Origin of the sequence: Streptomyces sp., assembly GCF_035563135.1 — a bacterium.
Taxonomy (GTDB): Bacteria; Actinomycetota; Actinomycetes; order Streptomycetales; family Streptomycetaceae; genus Streptomyces.
Map to the genome: position 1 here is coordinate 13,372 of NZ_DATMVN010000735.1, position 18,171 is coordinate 31,542.

At 69.0% G+C, this 18,171-nt stretch carries 15 protein-coding genes; 8 read left to right on the top strand and 7 right to left on the bottom strand.

The annotated features are described in order from the left end of the window. Positions 1-146 precede the first annotated feature (146 nt). The 8 genes from VN520_RS32635 to VN520_RS32670 all read left to right on the top strand — a co-directional run bounded on the left by VN520_RS32635 (position 147) and on the right by VN520_RS32670 (position 6,458). Positions 147-524, top strand: coding sequence for a DUF6009 family protein (locus VN520_RS32635; RefSeq protein ID WP_325750549.1), 378 nt, complete (start codon positions 147-149; stop codon positions 522-524). 591 nt (positions 525-1,115) lie between these two features. Continuing rightward, positions 1,116-1,442 carry an HTH domain-containing protein gene (locus VN520_RS32640; protein ID WP_325750550.1) on the top strand — a complete coding sequence of 109 codons (327 nt, stop codon included), beginning with the start codon at positions 1,116-1,118 and terminating at the stop codon, positions 1,440-1,442. Beyond that, positions 1,435-1,938: a hypothetical protein gene (locus VN520_RS32645; RefSeq protein WP_325750551.1), complete on the top strand. Its 504-nt coding sequence runs from the start codon at positions 1,435-1,437 to the stop codon at positions 1,936-1,938. The genes VN520_RS32640 and VN520_RS32645 overlap by 8 nt, the downstream gene beginning before the upstream one ends. Before the next feature lie 648 nt (positions 1,939-2,586). Beyond that, positions 2,587-2,799 (top strand): hypothetical protein, encoded by a 213-nt coding sequence (locus tag VN520_RS32650; protein WP_325750552.1) that lies wholly within the window; start codon positions 2,587-2,589, stop codon positions 2,797-2,799. Between the two features lie 34 nt (positions 2,800-2,833). After that, positions 2,834-3,052: a hypothetical protein gene (locus tag VN520_RS32655; RefSeq protein WP_325750553.1), complete on the top strand. Its 219-nt coding sequence runs from the start codon at positions 2,834-2,836 to the stop codon at positions 3,050-3,052. Between the two features lie 8 nt (positions 3,053-3,060). Continuing rightward, positions 3,061-3,834: a metal-dependent hydrolase gene (locus tag VN520_RS32660; protein ID WP_325750554.1), complete on the top strand. Its 774-nt coding sequence runs from the start codon at positions 3,061-3,063 to the stop codon at positions 3,832-3,834. Positions 3,835-4,020: 186 nt separating this feature from the next. Beyond that, the gene (locus VN520_RS32665; protein ID WP_325750555.1) at positions 4,021-5,259 is read left to right on the top strand and encodes a hypothetical protein; all 1,239 of its coding nucleotides are present in this window, start codon (positions 4,021-4,023) and stop codon (positions 5,257-5,259) included. Between the two features lie 107 nt (positions 5,260-5,366). Then, complete coding sequence (locus VN520_RS32670) at positions 5,367-6,458, top strand: hypothetical protein (RefSeq protein WP_325750556.1); 1,092 nt, start codon at positions 5,367-5,369, stop codon at positions 6,456-6,458. An 88-nt stretch (positions 6,459-6,546) separates the two neighbouring features. Here the strand turns inward: VN520_RS32670 and VN520_RS32675 are convergent, their stop codons facing one another. From VN520_RS32675 to VN520_RS32705, 7 genes are all read right to left on the bottom strand, one after another. Then, the gene (locus VN520_RS32675) at positions 6,547-8,904 is read right to left on the bottom strand and encodes a hypothetical protein (protein ID WP_325750557.1); all 2,358 of its coding nucleotides are present in this window, start codon (positions 8,902-8,904) and stop codon (positions 6,547-6,549) included. Continuing rightward, positions 8,904-11,852 carry an ATP-binding protein gene (locus tag VN520_RS32680; protein ID WP_325750558.1) on the bottom strand — a complete coding sequence of 983 codons (2,949 nt, stop codon included), beginning with the start codon at positions 11,850-11,852 and terminating at the stop codon, positions 8,904-8,906. The genes VN520_RS32675 and VN520_RS32680 overlap by 1 nt, the downstream gene beginning before the upstream one ends. Next, positions 11,852-12,313, bottom strand: coding sequence for a hypothetical protein (locus VN520_RS32685; protein ID WP_325750559.1), 462 nt, complete (start codon positions 12,311-12,313; stop codon positions 11,852-11,854). Before VN520_RS32685 ends, VN520_RS32680 begins: the two co-directional genes overlap by 1 nt. Before the next feature lie 56 nt (positions 12,314-12,369). After that, positions 12,370-12,672, bottom strand: a complete 303-nt coding sequence (locus VN520_RS32690) for a hypothetical protein (RefSeq protein ID WP_325750560.1) — start codon at positions 12,670-12,672, stop codon at positions 12,370-12,372. 178 nt (positions 12,673-12,850) lie between these two features. Next, the gene (locus VN520_RS32695) at positions 12,851-14,059 is read right to left on the bottom strand and encodes a conjugal transfer protein (protein ID WP_325750561.1); all 1,209 of its coding nucleotides are present in this window, start codon (positions 14,057-14,059) and stop codon (positions 12,851-12,853) included. Between the two features lie 352 nt (positions 14,060-14,411). Further along, positions 14,412-16,733, bottom strand: coding sequence for a hypothetical protein (locus VN520_RS32700; protein ID WP_325750562.1), 2,322 nt, complete (start codon positions 16,731-16,733; stop codon positions 14,412-14,414). A 46-nt stretch (positions 16,734-16,779) separates the two neighbouring features. Continuing rightward, positions 16,780-17,577: a hypothetical protein gene (locus VN520_RS32705; RefSeq protein ID WP_325750563.1), complete on the bottom strand. Its 798-nt coding sequence runs from the start codon at positions 17,575-17,577 to the stop codon at positions 16,780-16,782. Between the last annotated feature and the right edge of the window lie 594 nt (positions 17,578-18,171).

An 18,171-nucleotide genomic window follows, 5' to 3' on the forward strand; every position in this document is an offset into this window, starting at 1 on the left:
TTTGTGGGGAAATGTGCGCTGGGGCAGTGAGCGGCCACTACGCGGTGCCGCCACACCCCACTAAACTAGAGGGGGACGGTGGACGCGGGCGTGAGGCTTGAGCAACCGACCCGAGGAAACCGAGAGCAGAAAGGGGTGCGGACACCATGAGCTCACTACTCACTGACACGGACGTCACCGGGGAGGCCACGATCGTGTGGCTGGAGGACATCACGACTTTGGAGTACGTGCGCCAGGCTGTCCACGGCACCCCCTACCGAGTTGGCAAGCCCCCCTTCGACGGCCTCGGACGCCTGGTGGGTTACGCGGAACTCGCTCCCAACGTGCAGCGAGATCCTGAGACGAGTTTGTTTCATCGGCGGGTCTTCTACCTCGTTCCCCACGACCGTGATTCTGCGCCTGGGGGCGACTATCGGACGGGGTCGCCCGGTGAGGCCGTTGACCCACTTACTGTGGCCGCCCGCCGGACGGGCGAGAAGACCAACCGCTCCCAGGGGCGGGCGATAACTCCCGCAGGGGCATAAGCCCTCCCCCCGCCCTTGGCGGACGTCACAGCGTGGGCCCGGCAACAATCCCCGTTGCCGGGCCCACGCTGTGTCTGACGAGCCCCTTTAGCCCTTCAAGCTGCGTCGGCATTGCCCCAGATCAGAGGGGGCTCCCAGCTCCAACAGGGGCTGAAGGGGCTGAACTTCGAGGTCTAGAGTCCTGGCGGCGCGCCGGGGTCGCCGCCACCGAATAGCCCGAAGCAGGCGGGACCCGAGACTTCAGCCCCTTCAGCCCCTCTGCGGTTAGTGGGGTTGGTGATCACGACGGACTTTGACCCCCACCCCCGAGCCCATGCTCGACGGTCTCCGAGCTGAGGGCTCCCCCTGACCTGCACCAGAGGACGACACGCTCACCCCATGCACGCTCGTTCACCACGTGCAGCATCGTTCAGGGGTGTAAGGTGATCAAAAAACACGAACGGCCCCCGATGCTGGCCGGCAGGGGACCGTTCGTTTCTGGTTGCGACTTCGAGAGTAACGCGGGATGCGGGGCTCTACCCCATGAAGCGGGTCACTCTCGAAAGGACAGGAGCACGTCGAGCAGTGACAGAACAGGACCAAACGGAAGAAATGGTGGTCGAACTGGGCAGGACAACTGACCGCTCAGGAGTCAGGCTTGCCACCATCCCCGAGTGGGTGCTCCAGAAGTGCCGCAGCGAAGCATGGCTCTACGGACACATGTCGCTGCTGGCAAAGGACGACGAGGTGAACATCCCTCTGACCCAGCTCGCAGCCCTCACTGGAGTCTCCACCCGAACCCTGCAGAAGAACATCGGCACCCTGCGCGAAGCAGGAGCCATCTCAGTCGAACCGCGCCACGATGACAACGGCAACCGACTGCCCAACCGGTACCTCCTCAACCGCACCCCTCCTACGGGGGTGAAGCTCCATGGCTAAGGAAACGGACCCGCCGAAGGACACGCAAGATCCTGCAGGGGGTGCCCCCGCGGAGGAGATCGCGGAAGATGGCCTCCCGAAGGATCTCGCAGGGGATGCCAGCTTCGAACGCGGCCGCCGGCGTCGGTACCCGTTCAGCCAGCTGCCCGACTGGGTCCTCTTCGCCGACATCCTCCCTGGCGCGAAGACGCTCTACTGGGCTCTCTTCGTGCACGTGAACCAGGAGCGCAAGGACAACTTCGGCGACACACGGGTCTGGCCCGGACAAGCCAAGCTCCTGTACATCTCCGGCATCAAGTCCAAGACCACACTGCGCAAGTACCTCAAGCAGCTCCGCGGCATCGGTGCCGCTGACTGGCGCACCGGACGCAACCCAAGGAACCCTCTGCGCACGCAGACGGTGTACGTGGTCCACGAAGAACCGGAAGCCGGCTACACAGGTGCCGCCTCGCTCGCAGAGCTCTACGACGCCTACAACGCTGCTGACGAGGACTGAACAGCACTGCAATCAGGGCCCCCGTCGTCATCGACGACGGGGGCCCTCGCGTTCCCTACTCCAGTGTGCTTGGCATCAGCACAGCTCAGCCCCAGGGGTCATTTTTTGACCCTCCAGCCTGAGCGCCTGGCCCGAGGGTCATTTTCTGACCCTCCGAGAGGTCAGATTCTGGTCCTCCGGAGGACCAACCACTGGCACTCCGAAGGGCCAGATTCTGACCTCCGCAGATGCCAGAATTTGGCGCCTAACCATACGAAGCCTTAACCAGACGAACTCTCAACCCAGACGAAGCTCAACCACACGTAGCCTCAACCTGACAAAGATTCGTCCGCTACGCGGGCTCATCAACTGCCGGGGGCTAACGCCGCCCCCGGCCACCCCGCGCCAGCGCCCTGGATGCGCTGGACCATCCACCGGTCATGGTTCTGCGCTTCGCGCACCACTCCAGGCCCTAGGGGGCCTTCCGTTGAACCATGCCCCCTGATACCTGAGGTTGCTCACCATCGTGATTGACGTCCTACCTGATGTAGTAACAGCAACCACAGGACGCGCGCGCGTGCGCGCGAGAGCAGCGCCAACAGACGAAATCCTCCGGTGCTTCAACCTGCCGCTCCCTGGGGTGTCCGCTTTCGAAGGCACGATCCGACCATGTCATCACCATCTCGTGGTCCGGTCGGGGTTCTGAAGCGCGTCCTGGTTGCTCTCGTAGCCGCAGGTGTCGTCATCGGCTTCTGGCGGTGGACAGGACAGGGCAGCGACGTCACGGATCCAGGTTGGCTGGACCGCACCACCGAGACGGTCACGGACTTCGGGGAGTCGATGAAGGACCTGATCAGTCAGCTCGGCGACCAGGTCGGGTGATGACGCGTCAACGGACCTTCGAAGGGATCTCCCAGTGGTGATACGTGTTGCACGGTGGCTGCTGACCGCCATGCTGACCATCGGCCTCGTATGCGGCGTCCTCAGATACGTGCGTGATGACGGAGCGGGCGGCATACGCGACCTCGTCACAGCGTTCGTGGGGGGCATCGCTGATGTCACCTACCGGTGGGTGCCCCCCACCGTCGAGTTCCTCGCCGACCTCGTGTCGGACCTCTTCGGACAGGCGGCCTGACAATGGTGATGGGACCTACCCACGCCCTGTCGGGCGTGGCCGTGTGGATGGCCGGTGCCGCAGGCCTGCAGATGTGCGGAGTCACCGTTCCAGGGGCTGAGGTCGCGGTGGGCGCGGCTGTCTCCGCAGGGGCGGCCCTGCTGCCAGACATTGACCACCCGTCGTCGACCGTCGCCAGGACGTTCGGGCCGGTCTCCACGGCGTTGTCGCACGGGGTCGACCGAGCCGCGACGGCGGTCTACAACCTGACCCGTACGGCCCGGGAAGCTCCGCGGACTGGCGGGCACCGCACCCTGACGCACACCGCTGTGTTCGCCGCGGCCGCCGGGGGCCTGGTTAGTACGGCGTGCGGACTGCTCGGCAAGCCGGCGGCGGTGACCGTGCTGTTCCTGATGCTCGGGTTGGCGATCCGGGGCCTGATGGGCCGCTGGGCAAGGCGACAGGGGTGGATGGTCACGACCCTGGTGACTGCGGCAGCGGCGGCAGGTGCAGTCTGGTGGCTGCCGTCCGGGCGGGGCTATCCGGTGCTGGGCCTGGCGGTCGCGGTCGGGTCGCTCACCCACTGCCTCGGCGACATGATCACCAAGCAGGGCTGCCCACTGGCCTGGCCGCTGGTGCACCGAGGCAAGAGGTGGTGGGAGTTCGCACCGCCGGCGGCGTTGCGGATACGCGCCGGAGGCAGCTTCGAGAAGGCCGTCCTCGTTCCCGTCCTGGCTGTCTTGACCGCGGCAAGCACCGCGTTCTCGATTCCGGAGGTGCAGGCTCTGATCCTGTCCGGATGACCCCGCCGCGGCGACTGGCCCGTCGGCCCGGCTGGCCAGCGCCCTCTCGCCGGTTGTTGCGGAAACTCACCGGTCACCGGCACAGCCGGTTTCGCCCGCGTGGACAGTCAGTGGTCAAATGGCCGCGACTTTGTGATCACCATTCCGTCGCCCGAGGTGCCGGCGGACCAGCTCGAGGAGAGGTACATGAACCGCTTCCCCACCCGCGCCGTGGCGGCCGCGGCCGTCGTCCTGCTCGCGGCCGGTTGCTCCAGCTCCGGGGACGACGGTAAGAGCACGCCCGGCAAGGACGGCAGCGCGACACCCTCACAGGCGCCGGGCCCGGGCCTTGAGATACGTCTCGGGAAGGACCTCGTCGCCCACCAGGGCGTCGCCGTCGCCGCGCTGGACCGAGAGACGCTGCAGATCCGCAAGCAGGTCACCGTTCCCGAGCCGGTCGCCCAGGGCCAGCTCGCCGGGACCGGCAGCCGCAGCCGCGTCTTCGACGGCTCCTTCCAGTACGCCCTGCTGGGCGAGAGTGGCATGAACGCCAGCGGGCCCGACGGAGCGCTCAAGGTCGCCGACCTCGCCGCGGCCGGCAGCGACAAGGCCGTCGTGACTCTGACCCGCGAGCAGCTGACCGCCGCCGGCGTGACCGGGGCGGTGTCCGGGGCCCAGTTCACCGGGGCGCCGAAGTCCCCCGAGCTCTGGTTCCAGACCACCGCTGCCGACAGCCCCACCGGTGAGACCTGGTCGAGCTCGACCGCCGACAAGTACAAGATCACGTCGCTGTGGTCCGTCAACATCAAGGACTGGCAGGCGGGCAAGCACACGGCGCGCAAGCACGAGGTCCCCGCTGAAGTGCAGGCGTACTGGAAGAGCCAGGAGTGCCAGACGGCGTTCTCCCGCAACCCCGGCGAGGAGGGCTTCACCCCGTGGAGCTGCTGGGCCGTCGACGGTGCGGGCGTCCCCGTCGCCAGCGGTCCGGCCGACGCCCGCACCGTCAACGGCACGGTGGACACCGGCTGGACGAACCCGGCCTCAGGCACAAGCAGTGAGAAGGTCACCTTCAGCTACGTCAAGGGAAGCGACGGCAAGCCGGCCCTCCCGCTGAGCGTCAGCGCCGGCGGCAACGGCGCCTCGACCCAGGACGGCATGTCCGGTCTGGTCGACAGCGGCTCCGCGGCCAAGAGCGAGCGGAAGATGTGGCGGTTCACCACTGCGGGGTCGCAGCTGAAGCTGGAGGAGCTGCCCAAGGCGCTCCCGGCGGCGGCGAGCAGCGATGAAGAGACCGAGCTGTGGGTCTTCCCCGACGGCCAGGCCGTGGCCAAGGTCGAGAACGGTGACACCGCCACCGGCTGGATCCTCACCGCAGACCAGCAGTGGAAGAAGATCGGGCCGTGGGCGGACGAGCTGCTGGACGCCGAGGTCCTCACGACCTCCTGAACCGATCGGCCACAGGGTCCCCGAAGACGCGTCTTCGGGGACCCTGTCCGCTTCCGTCCTTAGCGTCCCAGGCGGCTTCACCCCCGCAGCAGAAGGACGGCCCCGGCATGACCATTCCGCAGACCGCACGCATCTCACCGCGTTCGCGTCATCTACTCGTCACCGTCGGCGTGCTCGGTGCCGCTCTCGTCGCGCTGCAGCTGGCAGCAGCGAGCCCCACGGCAGGACTCGTCGTCTGTGCGGTGGGCGCCCTGGGCGGTTTCCTCCTGTGGCTCAGGGCGAACCGCACCGTCGCGACGGCCATGATGTCGACCTGCCTGACGATGATGTGGATCCCCGCTGTCATCAGCTGGGTCGGCGAGGCCGCTGGCGTCCCCGAGGCGATCGCCTCATGGGAAGTCGTACCGATGTGGGCCCTCACCCTCGCGGTGCCGGCCGGCGCCTGGCTGCCGACCCGGCATCGCGGCTCCCGCGCTGTGACCGTGCTGCTGTGCCACGCGGCGATCAGCGTCACCGCGTTGACCGCCGCGGTGTTTCCCGCCTCCTCACTGTCGACCGCAGCCGCGCTGACACTTCTGGTCGTCGTGATCCGTTCCGGCGTCCCAGCGGCCGTACGGGCACGGCTGCGCCGCGTCTGGTCCGCAGTCGCCGGGAGCCCGGGGCAGGTCCTCGACGGCGATGGGCGTCTGTGGCTCTCGGCGATGCAGTCCGGCCCCAAGGAGCGCCAGGTCTACGTCGGCCACGGAGGCGTGGTGGCAGTCGTGCACCAGATGCCGCCCGGTCGTGTCACCCTTACCCGCGTCGAGGATGAGCCCGGAGCCAAGGTGCAGGCCTACGCGCTCAACGGCTCCGCGGACGAACTCGCGGAGGTTCTGGGCCGGTTCGCCGCCGAGGACCAGGCGCTGGCCCGGGAGCTGAGCATCGACACGGCCGACGTCGTCACCCTGGTCACGGCGCCGCACGCCGGTCTTGCTGGCGAGTCCGTGTCCATCGACCTCGCTGGTCTGTGGGACAAGGCCGCTCACCGGTACGTCGACCGCCGGGTGACCCTGCTGGCCGCCGCGGAAGCGACAGGCCACCTCCAGCACCTCACGGTGAGGCGGCGCCGGCTGGCGACCACAGGCCAACGGGCCGCTGCCTTCCGGCACGGAGACCGGCGGCAGCGCGGCGTCGCAGCGACAGCCATGGCGATCCGCTGAAGCACTGGAGCCGGGACAAGGGAAAGGGGGCTTGGCCACGGGGTGATCCCGTGGCCGAGCCCCCTTTTCGTCTGCTTACGTGTTCCGCTCAGTCCTCGCGCGGGGCCGGAGGCCTCGGCGGCGTCTCGTCGACCGGCGGCCTGGGGCTCGTCGGCCGACGGGGAAGCTCACCCGACTCCGGGGCCGGGGCCGGAGCAGGCCGCGGTGAACGCCGGCGAGGGACGGGATCGGAGCGGTCCGGCCCGGAGATGGACACCGGCTCCGGCCCCGGACGGCTCGCACGCGCCCGGGGAGACGGCGCCCGGGTCGGCGGAGCCGCGGTCGCTGCTTCTCCACCGGAGCCTCCGCTCCCGTCCGGCCTGGACGGCGGCGCGGGCGTCCGGCCCCGCCCTCCGGCCGGACGGGAGACGTCGTCGCCCGCCCCTGCCCTGCTGTCGCTTCCGTCCGCCCGCTTGCTGGTCTTCGCCGTGGCATCCGGGTCGGCGCCGCGTGTGTCCGCCCGGGACCTGCCACCACTCGTTGCATCTGGACGACGCCCGGAAACAGGCTCTGGACGCCTTGTGTCCGTCGGGGAGTCCGTGGTGCTCGGCGAAGGGCGCCTGCCACCGGAGGTGCCGGGCCGGGACGGACCCGAACCGCCGCGTCCAGAAGTTGACTCGCTCGGTCCCTTCGGTCCCTGCGGCCGGCGTGTTCCTCGCGGGCTGGGCCTGCGGTCGCCGATGACCCGCCGGGCCGCGGACCGGGCCCGGGTCTTCGCGAAGCTCCCCGCACGGCTGGTGACATCGTCGTACGCGGCCTTCGCCTCGAAGGCCTGGTCAGCGCTCCGCTTGGCGCCCTTCCCCATCTTGATCGCGAAGTGCCACAAGCCGGCCGCCGTCAAGATGATCATCAGCACTTGGACGCCCAGGGAGGCGTTGCTGCCCAGGATCAGGGTGTAGATCGCCATCAGCAGGGTGAGCGCGACCCAGGCGATGGCCTTGAGGACGAAGGAGATGGTGAAGGCGTTCGCCCATTCCCTGGCTGCGAACGTCGCCGGCGGGAACGCTGCCACCGCGCCGACGATCGGCAGCACGATGATCAAGATGAGAATGAACCCCTCCCAGAACAGCTTGAACAGGGCGACGATGTCGATCGACGGTGCGAGGATCACGTTGGAGACACCGGAGGCGAGCGCGACCTGCATCCGGGACGACGGGTTGGCTCCCCGCCAGTCGTTGAACCGGCTCTTCCTGTCGTCCTTGGCCATCTGGTCGGCGACCTTCTCGAAGTAGTCGCTCTTCTTGCCCAGGGAGTCGAGGTTGTCCGCGCGTGTGTACGTCTGCGCCATCACCTGGGCCGTGCGGATGTCGGTGCACCGGTAACCGAGAGAGCAGTCGTCGGTGTCCCACCCGCCGCTCGCGTCGCCCTTCCAGCCGCTGTCGATGACGGTGTTGGCGTTCTGCCCGAACTGCCCTGCGGCCCACGGCGTGAACATCATCGCCTTGTACATGGTGCAGGAGCTGATGCGCTTGGCCCGGTTCGGGACGCCCTCGGCGAGCCAGCAGGGGTCGGCCGTCTTCGTGCCGGCGTTCTCCGGAAGCATGACCTCGGTCATCGCCGAGGAGAACCCGTTGATGGCCTTGTCGGCCTCAGACGTGACGGTCGTGTACCAGGACCCCTGAAGCAGCAGCGCGCTGATGAACAGGGACGCGACCATGCCGCCCAGGCCCTGCCACACCTTGGAGCGGCTCTTGGTCCGGCTGTGCACCACCACCCACGCGCCGCAGAGGATGATCATGACGGTGCCCAGCGGGGCCCACACGGTCGCGTACAGCTTCGCCACCAAGCTGTTGGCGGTGCCGTCCTTGCCCTGGTACAGGTCCTGGAACGGCGCCGTGTTCATGGCCAGGTCCTGGATCGCCAGGCTGAAGCTGCCCAGCGACTTGCTGAACTCGAAGACCGTCTGGGCCATCCAGTTGCCGGCGACGTCCATGATCGAGCAGGAGTCGTCACCGTCGACGTTCTTCTTGTACGTCGACCACAGCAGCCCCCGGCCGTTGGTCAGCTCGTAGAGGGTGTAGTTCCGGGCGACGGTCTTCTTGCTCATGTCGGCCGTCGGCTCGGGCCCGTACTCCGGCTGAGCCGACGGCAGCAGCACGGTGGACGCCGAGGCGTAGAACTCGGGCCCCCAGTTGCCCTTGCCCGGCACACCGATGCAGTCCAGCCCGAACGGTGCCGCCTGCGCCGTGGACATGGGCGTTCCGAGGACCACGGCCAGTACGGTCAGCACGGTGAAGACGCCCGCCCGTGCCGCCGCGCCTGTCCGGCGTACGCCGCGGGCCAGGAGTCCGCGGCGGCGGGGCGCGGGGAGACTACCGGCGGGGACGGCGAGGGGCGTCATGCCTGCCCGGGCGGAACCACGGCGGGGCTTCGGCGGTATCAGCCGAGCGGTGAGTGCGACGCTCATCAGGCCGCCACCTCCAGGTCGTTCATCTCGCTCTGGAACGACCAGTCCGCCACGTCGGCGGGCGGATCGACCGCCTGCCGGGCAGGCCTGGTCTTCGGGTTGGTGTCGGTGGCCCGCAGCAGCTCCGCGAAGACCAAGTCGATTTCGGTCGTGCCCACCCGGTTGTCGGCGTCGCGGTACATGCACACGCCGGTCTCCAGGTGCGGCTCCATCAGCGAGGCGATGACCCGCGGGTCGTCCGGGTCCCGCTTGAGCATCGGCGCGACCCGCCGGGCCTCCTCCACCGACTTCTGCAGGAACATGAAGGCGGAGTGGATCTGGTTCGTGCCACCCTCGCGGGACTCCGCGTCCTCGATCCGGATGAGGTCGGTCACCTGCTGGGTGATCAGGTAGACGACCATCGCGTACGACCGGCCCTGCTTCAGGGCGCGCTGCAGCAGCGACCGGCCCGCCGGGGTCGCGGTCACCACGTAGCTCTCGTCGACGAACAGGGCCTTGGGGCGGGTGGCCATCTTCCCCGTCACGGGGTGCTGCTCCAGCTTGACGTCCAGCATCTGGCTGGCCATCCGCATGACCATCTGCAGGATCGTCGACGCGAGCCGGTCCGGCGCCTGCCAGTTGTCCGGGTTGTCGTCCTGCGGGAGTTCCAGACCGCGCAGCGTGATCACCGTCCGGCGCCGGCGGACCGTCTCGAACGGCCGGGGCTCCTTGGCGAACGCCAGCCGTGCGTACGGCATCTTCCGCAGCGACCGCAGCACGGTGACGGCCAGCTCGAGCTCGGCGAGCTTGTCGGCCCGGCTCGCGGTGTCCTCCTGCGCGGCCGCGAGCTGCTCCTCGATGTTCTGCACGACCTCCCACGCGGTCGGCCGCGGTGTGGTCTCCGAGGCCTGCGTTGCACTCGCGCCCTGCGACATGGCGGCCTGCAGCCGCTGGTCGTACCGGTCGAGCACCGCTTCCATGGCGACGGTGACCGGCACCTGGATCCGCTGCCACATCTGCTGGCCGATGAACCCGGCGAACATCGTCTCCGCCACCAGCCGGCCGGCGTGGACGTCCGGGGTGATCGACCACGGGTCCAGCACACCGTCGTGGGACTTCAGCAGGTCGATGACCCGGGTCTCGGCCCAGAACTCCTCATTGACCGGCTGGAACTTCGAGTACGCCGTGCCGATGGTGCCCTCGGCCGCCTCCCGCTCGAAGTCGGGGTCGTTCACCTGCGCCCCGAAGGCGAGGTAGTAGCACATTTGCGCGAAGTCGACCTTGGGGTCGATCGCCACGCACTCGGTGCCCGACTCGGACTCCTGGAAGAACTTCAGCAGTCCCAGCGACGACTTGCCGCCGCCGGACGCACCGGCGCAGGCGACGCCGGCGCCCATGTTGCGGGCCGGGCCGACGTGCAGGCCGTAGTGGACCGGGAACCGGCCGGACCAGCCGATGAACGGGCCCTTCCATCCGAGGACGTGACCGCTGCGGTCCCGGCTCGTGCGGTCGCCGATGTTGACCCCGGCCGTGGGCAGGCCGATCCCGAACGTCTCCAGGGACTGGATGCGCTGGTACGGGGCGATCGGCAGCTTCGGGTCGTCGCCCGGCAGGGCTTCCTGCATCAGGCGCCACTGCAGCCGCTTGGCACGCAGCACCTCCACCCCGGCCTGCCGCTCCAGGTGCTTCTTCAGCTCGCTGGCCCGCCGGTTCAGTTCCTCCACCGTCGGCGCGGAGACCGTGAAGCGCATACGGCCCTCGAACCCGGGACGCGGGTTGTCCACGGCGATGTCGACCGCGTCCTTGGACACGGCGACCTGGTCGGTCAGCTGCTGGTCCGGTGTCCGGCCACCGGCGACCATGTCCTCGTACTCGTCCTTGAGGTTGTTGTGGATCTTGCTGATCTCCTTGGTGAACCGCTCGGCGGGCAGCAGCGTGCCGCGCCAGGAGACGTCCACCGGGAAGTCCAGCTCCCCCACCCGCCGCGCCCATGCCTGGTACTGCTGGAAGCGCACGTTCTCCGGCCACGACGCGACGACGAGCGTGGTCGTGTACGAGGTGAGCTGCTGCCCGGTTTCCTCGTCGACCTGCTCGATCTCGATGTGCGTCGGCCTCGAGTTGTCACCGCGGAAGTCGACGACCAGGTCGAACTGGCTGCGGCCCCAGGCCCGGGAGTGGATCAGCGGCTCCTTGGGGACCGGCAGGTGCCCGTAGAGCGGCTTGCGGATGTGGTAGACGAGATCGGCGCGCGAAAGCGGCTCACCGAGCCTGCCGAACGCCTGGTGGACGGAGGCCGCGACCGCCTGCCACCGCTCGATCGTGGACGGGGCCAGGTCCTCCTCCGCCACGCCGGTGACGAACTCTCCCGCTCGCGCGGTCAGCCCCGGCCGGGCCTCACCGCGGGCGCGCGGTGCCTCAGCAGCCGTCTCCCCCAGGTCCACCGCCGGGCCGTGAGCCAGCGACCCGAGCTTGATGAACAGCGCGACCTCACGCTCGGAGGCACCGAGCCGCTGCTGGTACTCCGCGATGCGCTCCACGTAGGCACGGAAGTTGGCCGTCGGCAGCCACGCCGCGTCGACGATCTTCGCGGTCTCGGCGGCCGCGTCGACCGGCTTCTCCACGATCTTCAGGTGCCACTCCACCGGCCGGCCGGACCGGCCGAGCGCGGCGAAGACCCGGCCGGGCTCTGTGGCCATGGCCGTGAGCTCCTCCGGTGACGCCAGCTCCTCCGGGTGGGTCGTCAGCCGGATCGCGGTCCACACGGAGTCCCCGTGGATGAACATCGTGTCGTCGGCGTACCGGTACGGCAGCCGCTGGGCGTCCTCACGCGTCTGCGTGCTGGTGCCGTTGGTGGGCTTCTTGTCCTTCTTCGCTTCGTCGGCGAGGTCGTCCTTCTTCGACGGCACGAGGAACCACGCGAGGGCCAGCACGGCCACGATCGCTACGAATCCGATGATGAGCGCCCCCATCAGGAGACCTCCTTTCGTGTACTGCGGGTGGAAGGTCCGCCGGGTGGGGACCAGAGAATGACCTGCCAGTGCAGGCGGTGCGGTTCCTCGGACCGGCCCAGGCCCTGGACCCGGCGCGGTTGCCGGAAGGCGTAGTCGAGCCGGACCACCAGCTCCGAGCCGGGCCGCAGTTGACTGCCGGGGATGGGCCGGGACCACATCCATCCGACGAGGATGGGAGGAGGCGCGAACAACGCGGCGGTCACCCACCACGCGTCACGCATCGGCGGGATCACGAGGCTGATCAGCCCGAGCAGAAGCCCCCAGCACAGGGCCACCAGCAAGGCCACGCCGCAGGCCTGCATGTTGATGCCTGGCATCCACTGCGGCAGCGGACCACCCAGTCGGAACATCCGCTTCGGGCGGTCTCTCATCCGCGTGTAGTCGTGGGCGACGATCCCGTCGCCGTCGTGCCAGTCCATGAAGCTCCTTGGTGTGGAGCTGCCCCCAGTCGGCTGCGCCTTGCTGGGGGCAGCCGCTACTTGAGCGTGTTGGTCGCGAGGCCCTGGATGATGGTGAGGATCACCGCGCCGCTGACGATGATCGCGACGCCGAGGCCGAGGACGCCGAGGTTCTGTATCGCCTCGCGCAGGCTCTGGCCACCCTTCATCGAGATGATGACCTTGATGCCGAGGACCACGATCATCAGACCGGCGAGTGCCAGACCGATCACCTTCACCTCGGTGCCGAGGTTGGTCAGCACACCGCCCACTGTTGGAGCGGCGAGCGTGTGCAGAGACGCCGGGCTGAGGGCCGCGACGGTTGAGAGGGCTTGAGACATGAGCGTTCACCTTGCGTGAGCTGCGGATTTCCGACGCTCACGTTGTAGATCGCAAAGCGGACACCCCCTCTGGACGCGGATTGCCGGCCCCGGCGGCCGTGCGAAAGCCCCGCCTCTCGACCGCCGGGACAGGCAGACAAGAGACGGGGCTCACCGGAGGCCGGTGCAGCCGCGGACGTCAGGAGGTGGGAGCCTTGCCCCCGGCCTCGTCCGGGACGCCGGCACGGATGTCCTTCACGAACCAGCCTTGATCCGTCAGCACGATCTGGACCCGGTACCGCTCGGTGACGTGGGCGCTCCCGGTCTTCCACTGCACACTCACCCGCGCCCAGGTGACATCGTCGACCTTCCACTTGTGGCCGTCCGTCGCCGACACCCCCTTGGGGAGCAGCACCTTGACATCGGACACCTTCGGGGAATCCAGCGCACCGCGAAGGCCCGCCCTGGCGGCGCTGCTCGCTCCCGGCGCGACGTAGCGCGTCAGCGTCGTGCCGTTCGAGGAGCCCCAGGAGGTGAAGAAGTCCGCGAACAGCTTGCCCTGGAGATCCCCCGAGAGCTCGGAGTCGACCTGCAGCGGGTCCTTCACCGCCGGCGCGGTGGCCTGGTCCGGTTGCGGCAGCGTGCCCACGTCACCCACGGCCCGCATGCCATTGCCCGACTTCAGGTCCTCCACCCACACCGGTACGGACAAGGTCCGCAGCGCCCCCGTGGTCAGCTGAACCTGAATGCCGATGTAGTAGCCGTGCTGCGGGTACTCGGCGATCGGCTCCATGTAGCCGGACCACACCGAGTACGCCACGACCTGGCTGCCCTTGCCGTCCCACCCGCACGTGGTGTCCACCCCGGAGGAGGACAGACGCGCGATGGCCTGGCGACGCTGCTCGGCTTGCTCGGGGTTCTGGTTCGCGCACAGCCGGGCGTAGCGGTCCGCGAAGGCGATCGCCCGTTCCACCGGGAACTGCGTCAGCCGGTACTGGGAGACCTGCTCGTCGGTGATGCCGGTCTCCACCGGAGCGGGGTGCCCGGCGTTGTACGCCATCACACCGACCGTGCCCAGCGCGAGGAGCGAGACCGTCACCATGGCCGTCATCCGGGCGGCCACGTGGGTTGCCCGGCCGCCGCTCAGGCGTCCGCCAGGCCGTGGAACATCGAACCGCTCCCCGGCGGCCGCGGGCGCGGCGGAGTCCTTCGACTTGCCCGGCTTGGCCTTCGCTGCGGCCTTGGCCTTCCGCTTCGCCTCCTTCTCCTGCCTCTTCTTCTCCTTAGCCGTCGGAGCCGACGCTGCCTGCGCGGGCGCCGCCGGACCCAGCGCAGGGCCCGGCATGTACTGAGGGGGCTGCCCCTGCGGTGGGGCCCCCTGGGCGAACAGCTCTTCGGCTGCGCGCACCGGGTTGTACCCGGCCGGTGCTGCCGGGGCAGGTGCCGGTGCCTGCTGGCCGGGCCAGGGTGCTTGTCCCGAGGCAGCGGGCCCACCCCACGGTCCGGGACCAGCCGGAGGCGACCCGCCGGACGGCATGGCCGGGCCCTGTTGCGGCGCCCAGGGGTCCTGCACCGGCGGGTGCTGATGGGGAGGAGTCGCCCCCTCGTACGGGGGCTGCGGATGGGTCACGTGATCTCCAAGTACAGAAAGCGGACAGGGTCGGTGTCGGGACGTAGACCCCCGGCGCGAGCGCGATGACTGCGACGAGCAGTGTCCGGGGCCGACCGGCCAACCCCGCTGAAGTGCGTCGGCCGGAGGCTCAGTCGAACTGCGACATGACGGAGCTCCAACCACCGTCGGCATCACCGTCCGAGTGGTCCGACCCGCTACTGACGGGGCCCGCCTGCCGGGCTGGCTGCCCCGGCACCTCAACGGCCGTACGACCGGGCGCTGGAGCGGGAGCAGCCGGAGCCGTGCCCCACCCGTTGGCCACGGAAGCCTGCTGGCCGGACACGGCGCTCCCCTGCATCACGGGAACTGCAGCCGGCGGCTTCACCAGCGCCACCGGCTCCTGCCCGGGACGCCCCCAGCTCCCGTCGGGCCTCCACTCCACAACCGGTGGCCGGACCGACGGCAGCGCGGCGACGTCGACCAGCACGGTGTGGACTGCCTCCCACCACCGGTTCGGGCCCTCCTCGACCGTGTGCACGGTCGCCAGCGTCGGGTGCTTCGTGATCCACACCATGTGGTGGTCGGGCAGGTCCTGGAAGACGGAAGCTGGCACCCGCGGCTCCCTGCGAGGATCCCGCTGGATCAGCCCGCCGCGCTTTGTGCGACGGCGGCCGTGACGGTCGAGCTGGTGCTGCATCCGGGCGTAGATCTTCGTGACCTGGCTCGTGAGACCGGACAGCACCTGGGCGTCCTCGGCCCCGTTGACCCGCAGGCACAGGAAGTTCCCGCACGTCTCCAGCACCCGCTTCGCCCACACTCCGGTGCCGTCCACGGCCACCAGGTCCGCCCACGACTGCGTCGACAGGATCGGCCGGACCATGGCGTCACGGGCCTTGTTGCACAGGCCGAGCACCGCATCGCCGGTCGCCGAACCGAACTCCTCGACCTGCATGTACAGCGGCCACTGCGGGGCCACGCCCGACGCGATGTCGCGCCGCAGCATGTCCGTGGTGTTCTGCATGTCCAGCAGCACCAGCGTTCCCAGCGTCCTGGCGAGCGAGCCGTACGTGGAGACGTTCAGGGAGAAGACGACGATGTCCCCCTCGTGCGCCGCACGCCGCAGGTCGATCGTCTGCTCCACCGGCCCCGGGCGTAGCCACTGCCCGGCCGCCGGACCGTTGCTGTACGTCGAGATCAGGCGCTGCGTATCCGCGACCGCAGACCGCGTCAGCTCATCACGTCGCCAGTTCGCCACCATCGTGGCAACCCGCTCACGCACCTCGTGCACCGCCCGGCGGGCCGCGACGTGCTGAGCCGGCGGTACCCGAGAGGCGACCGCGTCGATGTCGATCCCGTCCGCGACCTTCTGCAGGAACTCGATGTCGAGCAGGTCAACGAGGCACTCGAAGCCGCCCTTGCCCACGTTGTAGCCCGACCAGTCGGCGACCTGGTACGCCAGCTGCGTGTACTCGTACGCGCTGCGGAAGTAGACCGCAGCGTCCCCGTCGCGCCCCACCGAGTTCAGGAGCATGTCCGACTTCGACGTGGCGTTGCCGCGCACCAGCGGGTCGTAGAACGCCGGCGACGACGGAGCGCCAGGGGCGACCGGCGTGTACGGCGAGCCGTTCGGGTCGGCCAGATCGAAGTGGAGGAAGCGGCGCCCGTGGACCTGCGCGACCTCCGCGTAGTGCGCGGCCACGTCCCGGCCGCCCTTGAAGTCGACCACCACCCAGCCGGACCCGAGCCCGATGAGCTGCGCGCCGACCGAGTTGGTCACGGCTGTCTTACCCGAGCCGGGCACGCCCTGGACGAACGTCGGCCGGAGGAACCCATCGTGCTCGGCGACGACCGGCAGACCGGCCAGACCGGTACCGAAGCCGACCGTTCCCGGTATCTCCACCTGCCGGCCGAGGAAGTCACGACGCACCGTCGTCGCGTCCGTGTACGCGCCGGTCTGCATCCGGGCGGCGGTCTTGCCCGCCGCACGCCGCTCGGCCTTGCTGAGCTCCGCCACCGCGGGGACCTCGTCGAGTTCGAACTGCGGCTCGATCCCAGCCTGGAAGTCCGCCACCGCGATCCACACGGCCGCCGAAGCCAGTCCCACCGGGACCGACAGCGGCACCATCCAGCCCAGCGCAGCCGTCACGGACAGGTCGTGCGGCAGGCTCCACCCCACCGCGACCGCGATGTCCTGCCACAGTCCGACCACTGCCGCGACATGCCAGTCGACCGCGCCGGAAGCGGTTCCCTCCATTACCCACGCCACAACGAACAGCACGCCGGCGCAGACGGCAGCGGCCGCCAACAGGACTCGCCATGCCTGATTTCCCACCCGCACCGCGAGCCGTCCCACGACTGCGATCGGGATGGCTGGCGCGCACACCGCAAGCAGCGCCATCCCCCAAACCGCACCCAGCCACGCGGCTACGGACTCGTCCTCGGCCCGCCTCATCTCCGTCATCTGCTCCATGACATCCCCGTTCTCCGCCTTACTCGATCTGTCTTCGAGGCCGCGTTCATGGCCTTTGGCCCTGCCACCACGCCAGGAATCCGACGCCTCGCCCTTCCGTCTCCCAACGCGCCCGGAGTCGTTTCCACTGGAGGAAATCGACCCACCAGGTGTCCGGCACTTGCCGCAGATCGAGCTGGTACGCAACCCCGGCATCCTTCGGTTGGAAGTGCCGGACCAGGAACGGACTATCGGGTCGGTACTGGGGTGGCCCCGGAGGAAGAAGTCCGACCTGCTGGGCCACCCCGTCGGTCCACTCCCCCGTCCGCGGGTGTGCGTGCCCGTGTATCAGGGCCATCACCGGCTCCGTCGCGAGGTAGACCACCTGCCTGAACAGTCGGCGCGTGTCGCCGTACGCCCGCAGAATCTGGCGCAGATCAGTCGGTGTCTTAGGGGTGATCTCCACTTCGACCGCCACCAGTCCGGCCGGCGAAGCGACGATGAGATCCGGGTAGTGGACCTTGCCCTGCGCCCCTACCGGCGCGCACAGGAACCGCTCACGGCCTTGCGCATCGATCAGGGGCTCAACCTGGGCACTCAGTGCCCTCGCAGTCCGCTCGGACCGGCCACGGGAAGCCTCCGCGCGCCTCATCTCCCGTTCAGCAAGAACCTGTGCATGGCCCAGCTCGAAGGTGATTGCTGCGTCAGCGACGGCCAGCTGGTGAAGAAGGCGTCCGCCCGGCGTACCAGACGGTGCACGAAGGTCACTGCCCGACTCCCGGGTCCCGCGCGCTGTAGGCCAGAGGTACGTACCGCCCCACTGGAACGCCGAGGTCTGAATGAAGCCCGCGTCGCGCAGCAACATGATCCGACGGCGGGCAGTCTCCTCCACCCCCCTCCAGTACCGGCGGGCAGCTTGCCGACTTGTAAGCACACCCAGTCGGGTCGCCCCAGCGAGAAGCTGATCGTCTGCGGCGGTACGCCGCCACCCATCACCCCGCGCCCTGCCATGGCCACGGACTCCGCCCTCCGCAGCGGCCCTCCGATGCATCACGCCGTGACGCCATCTTGTTGCGGGCGGCACCTCATCGGGGAGTTGCACGATCTCCGGCGAGACTCTTTTCGGCACATCTACTCCTGCCATGCGCATGCGGTTCAGATGCGGCAGGTGTACCTGCGAAAGCGGACACAACTCGCCCAAGAGGTCCAACAGCTCCTGGTCGACAAAACTTGTCGGACATTCCGGACTCTCTCCAGGTTGCGGAGTCGCAAGTCGCCCGGCGGCTGGCCAGATTCTCTCCAAGTCAGGGGTAAGGGAAGGTGAGAGAAGCAGGGGACGGCCCTCCGGGCCTGGCGGGGTCGGCGCGGGACGCCGTGCGCCCTGACGGGCTCGGCTGGGATGCGGTGGTGCGCTGCGCGCTGGTTGCCGGGCCGCTCCGCGGCGGAGGCGACCGGCGGG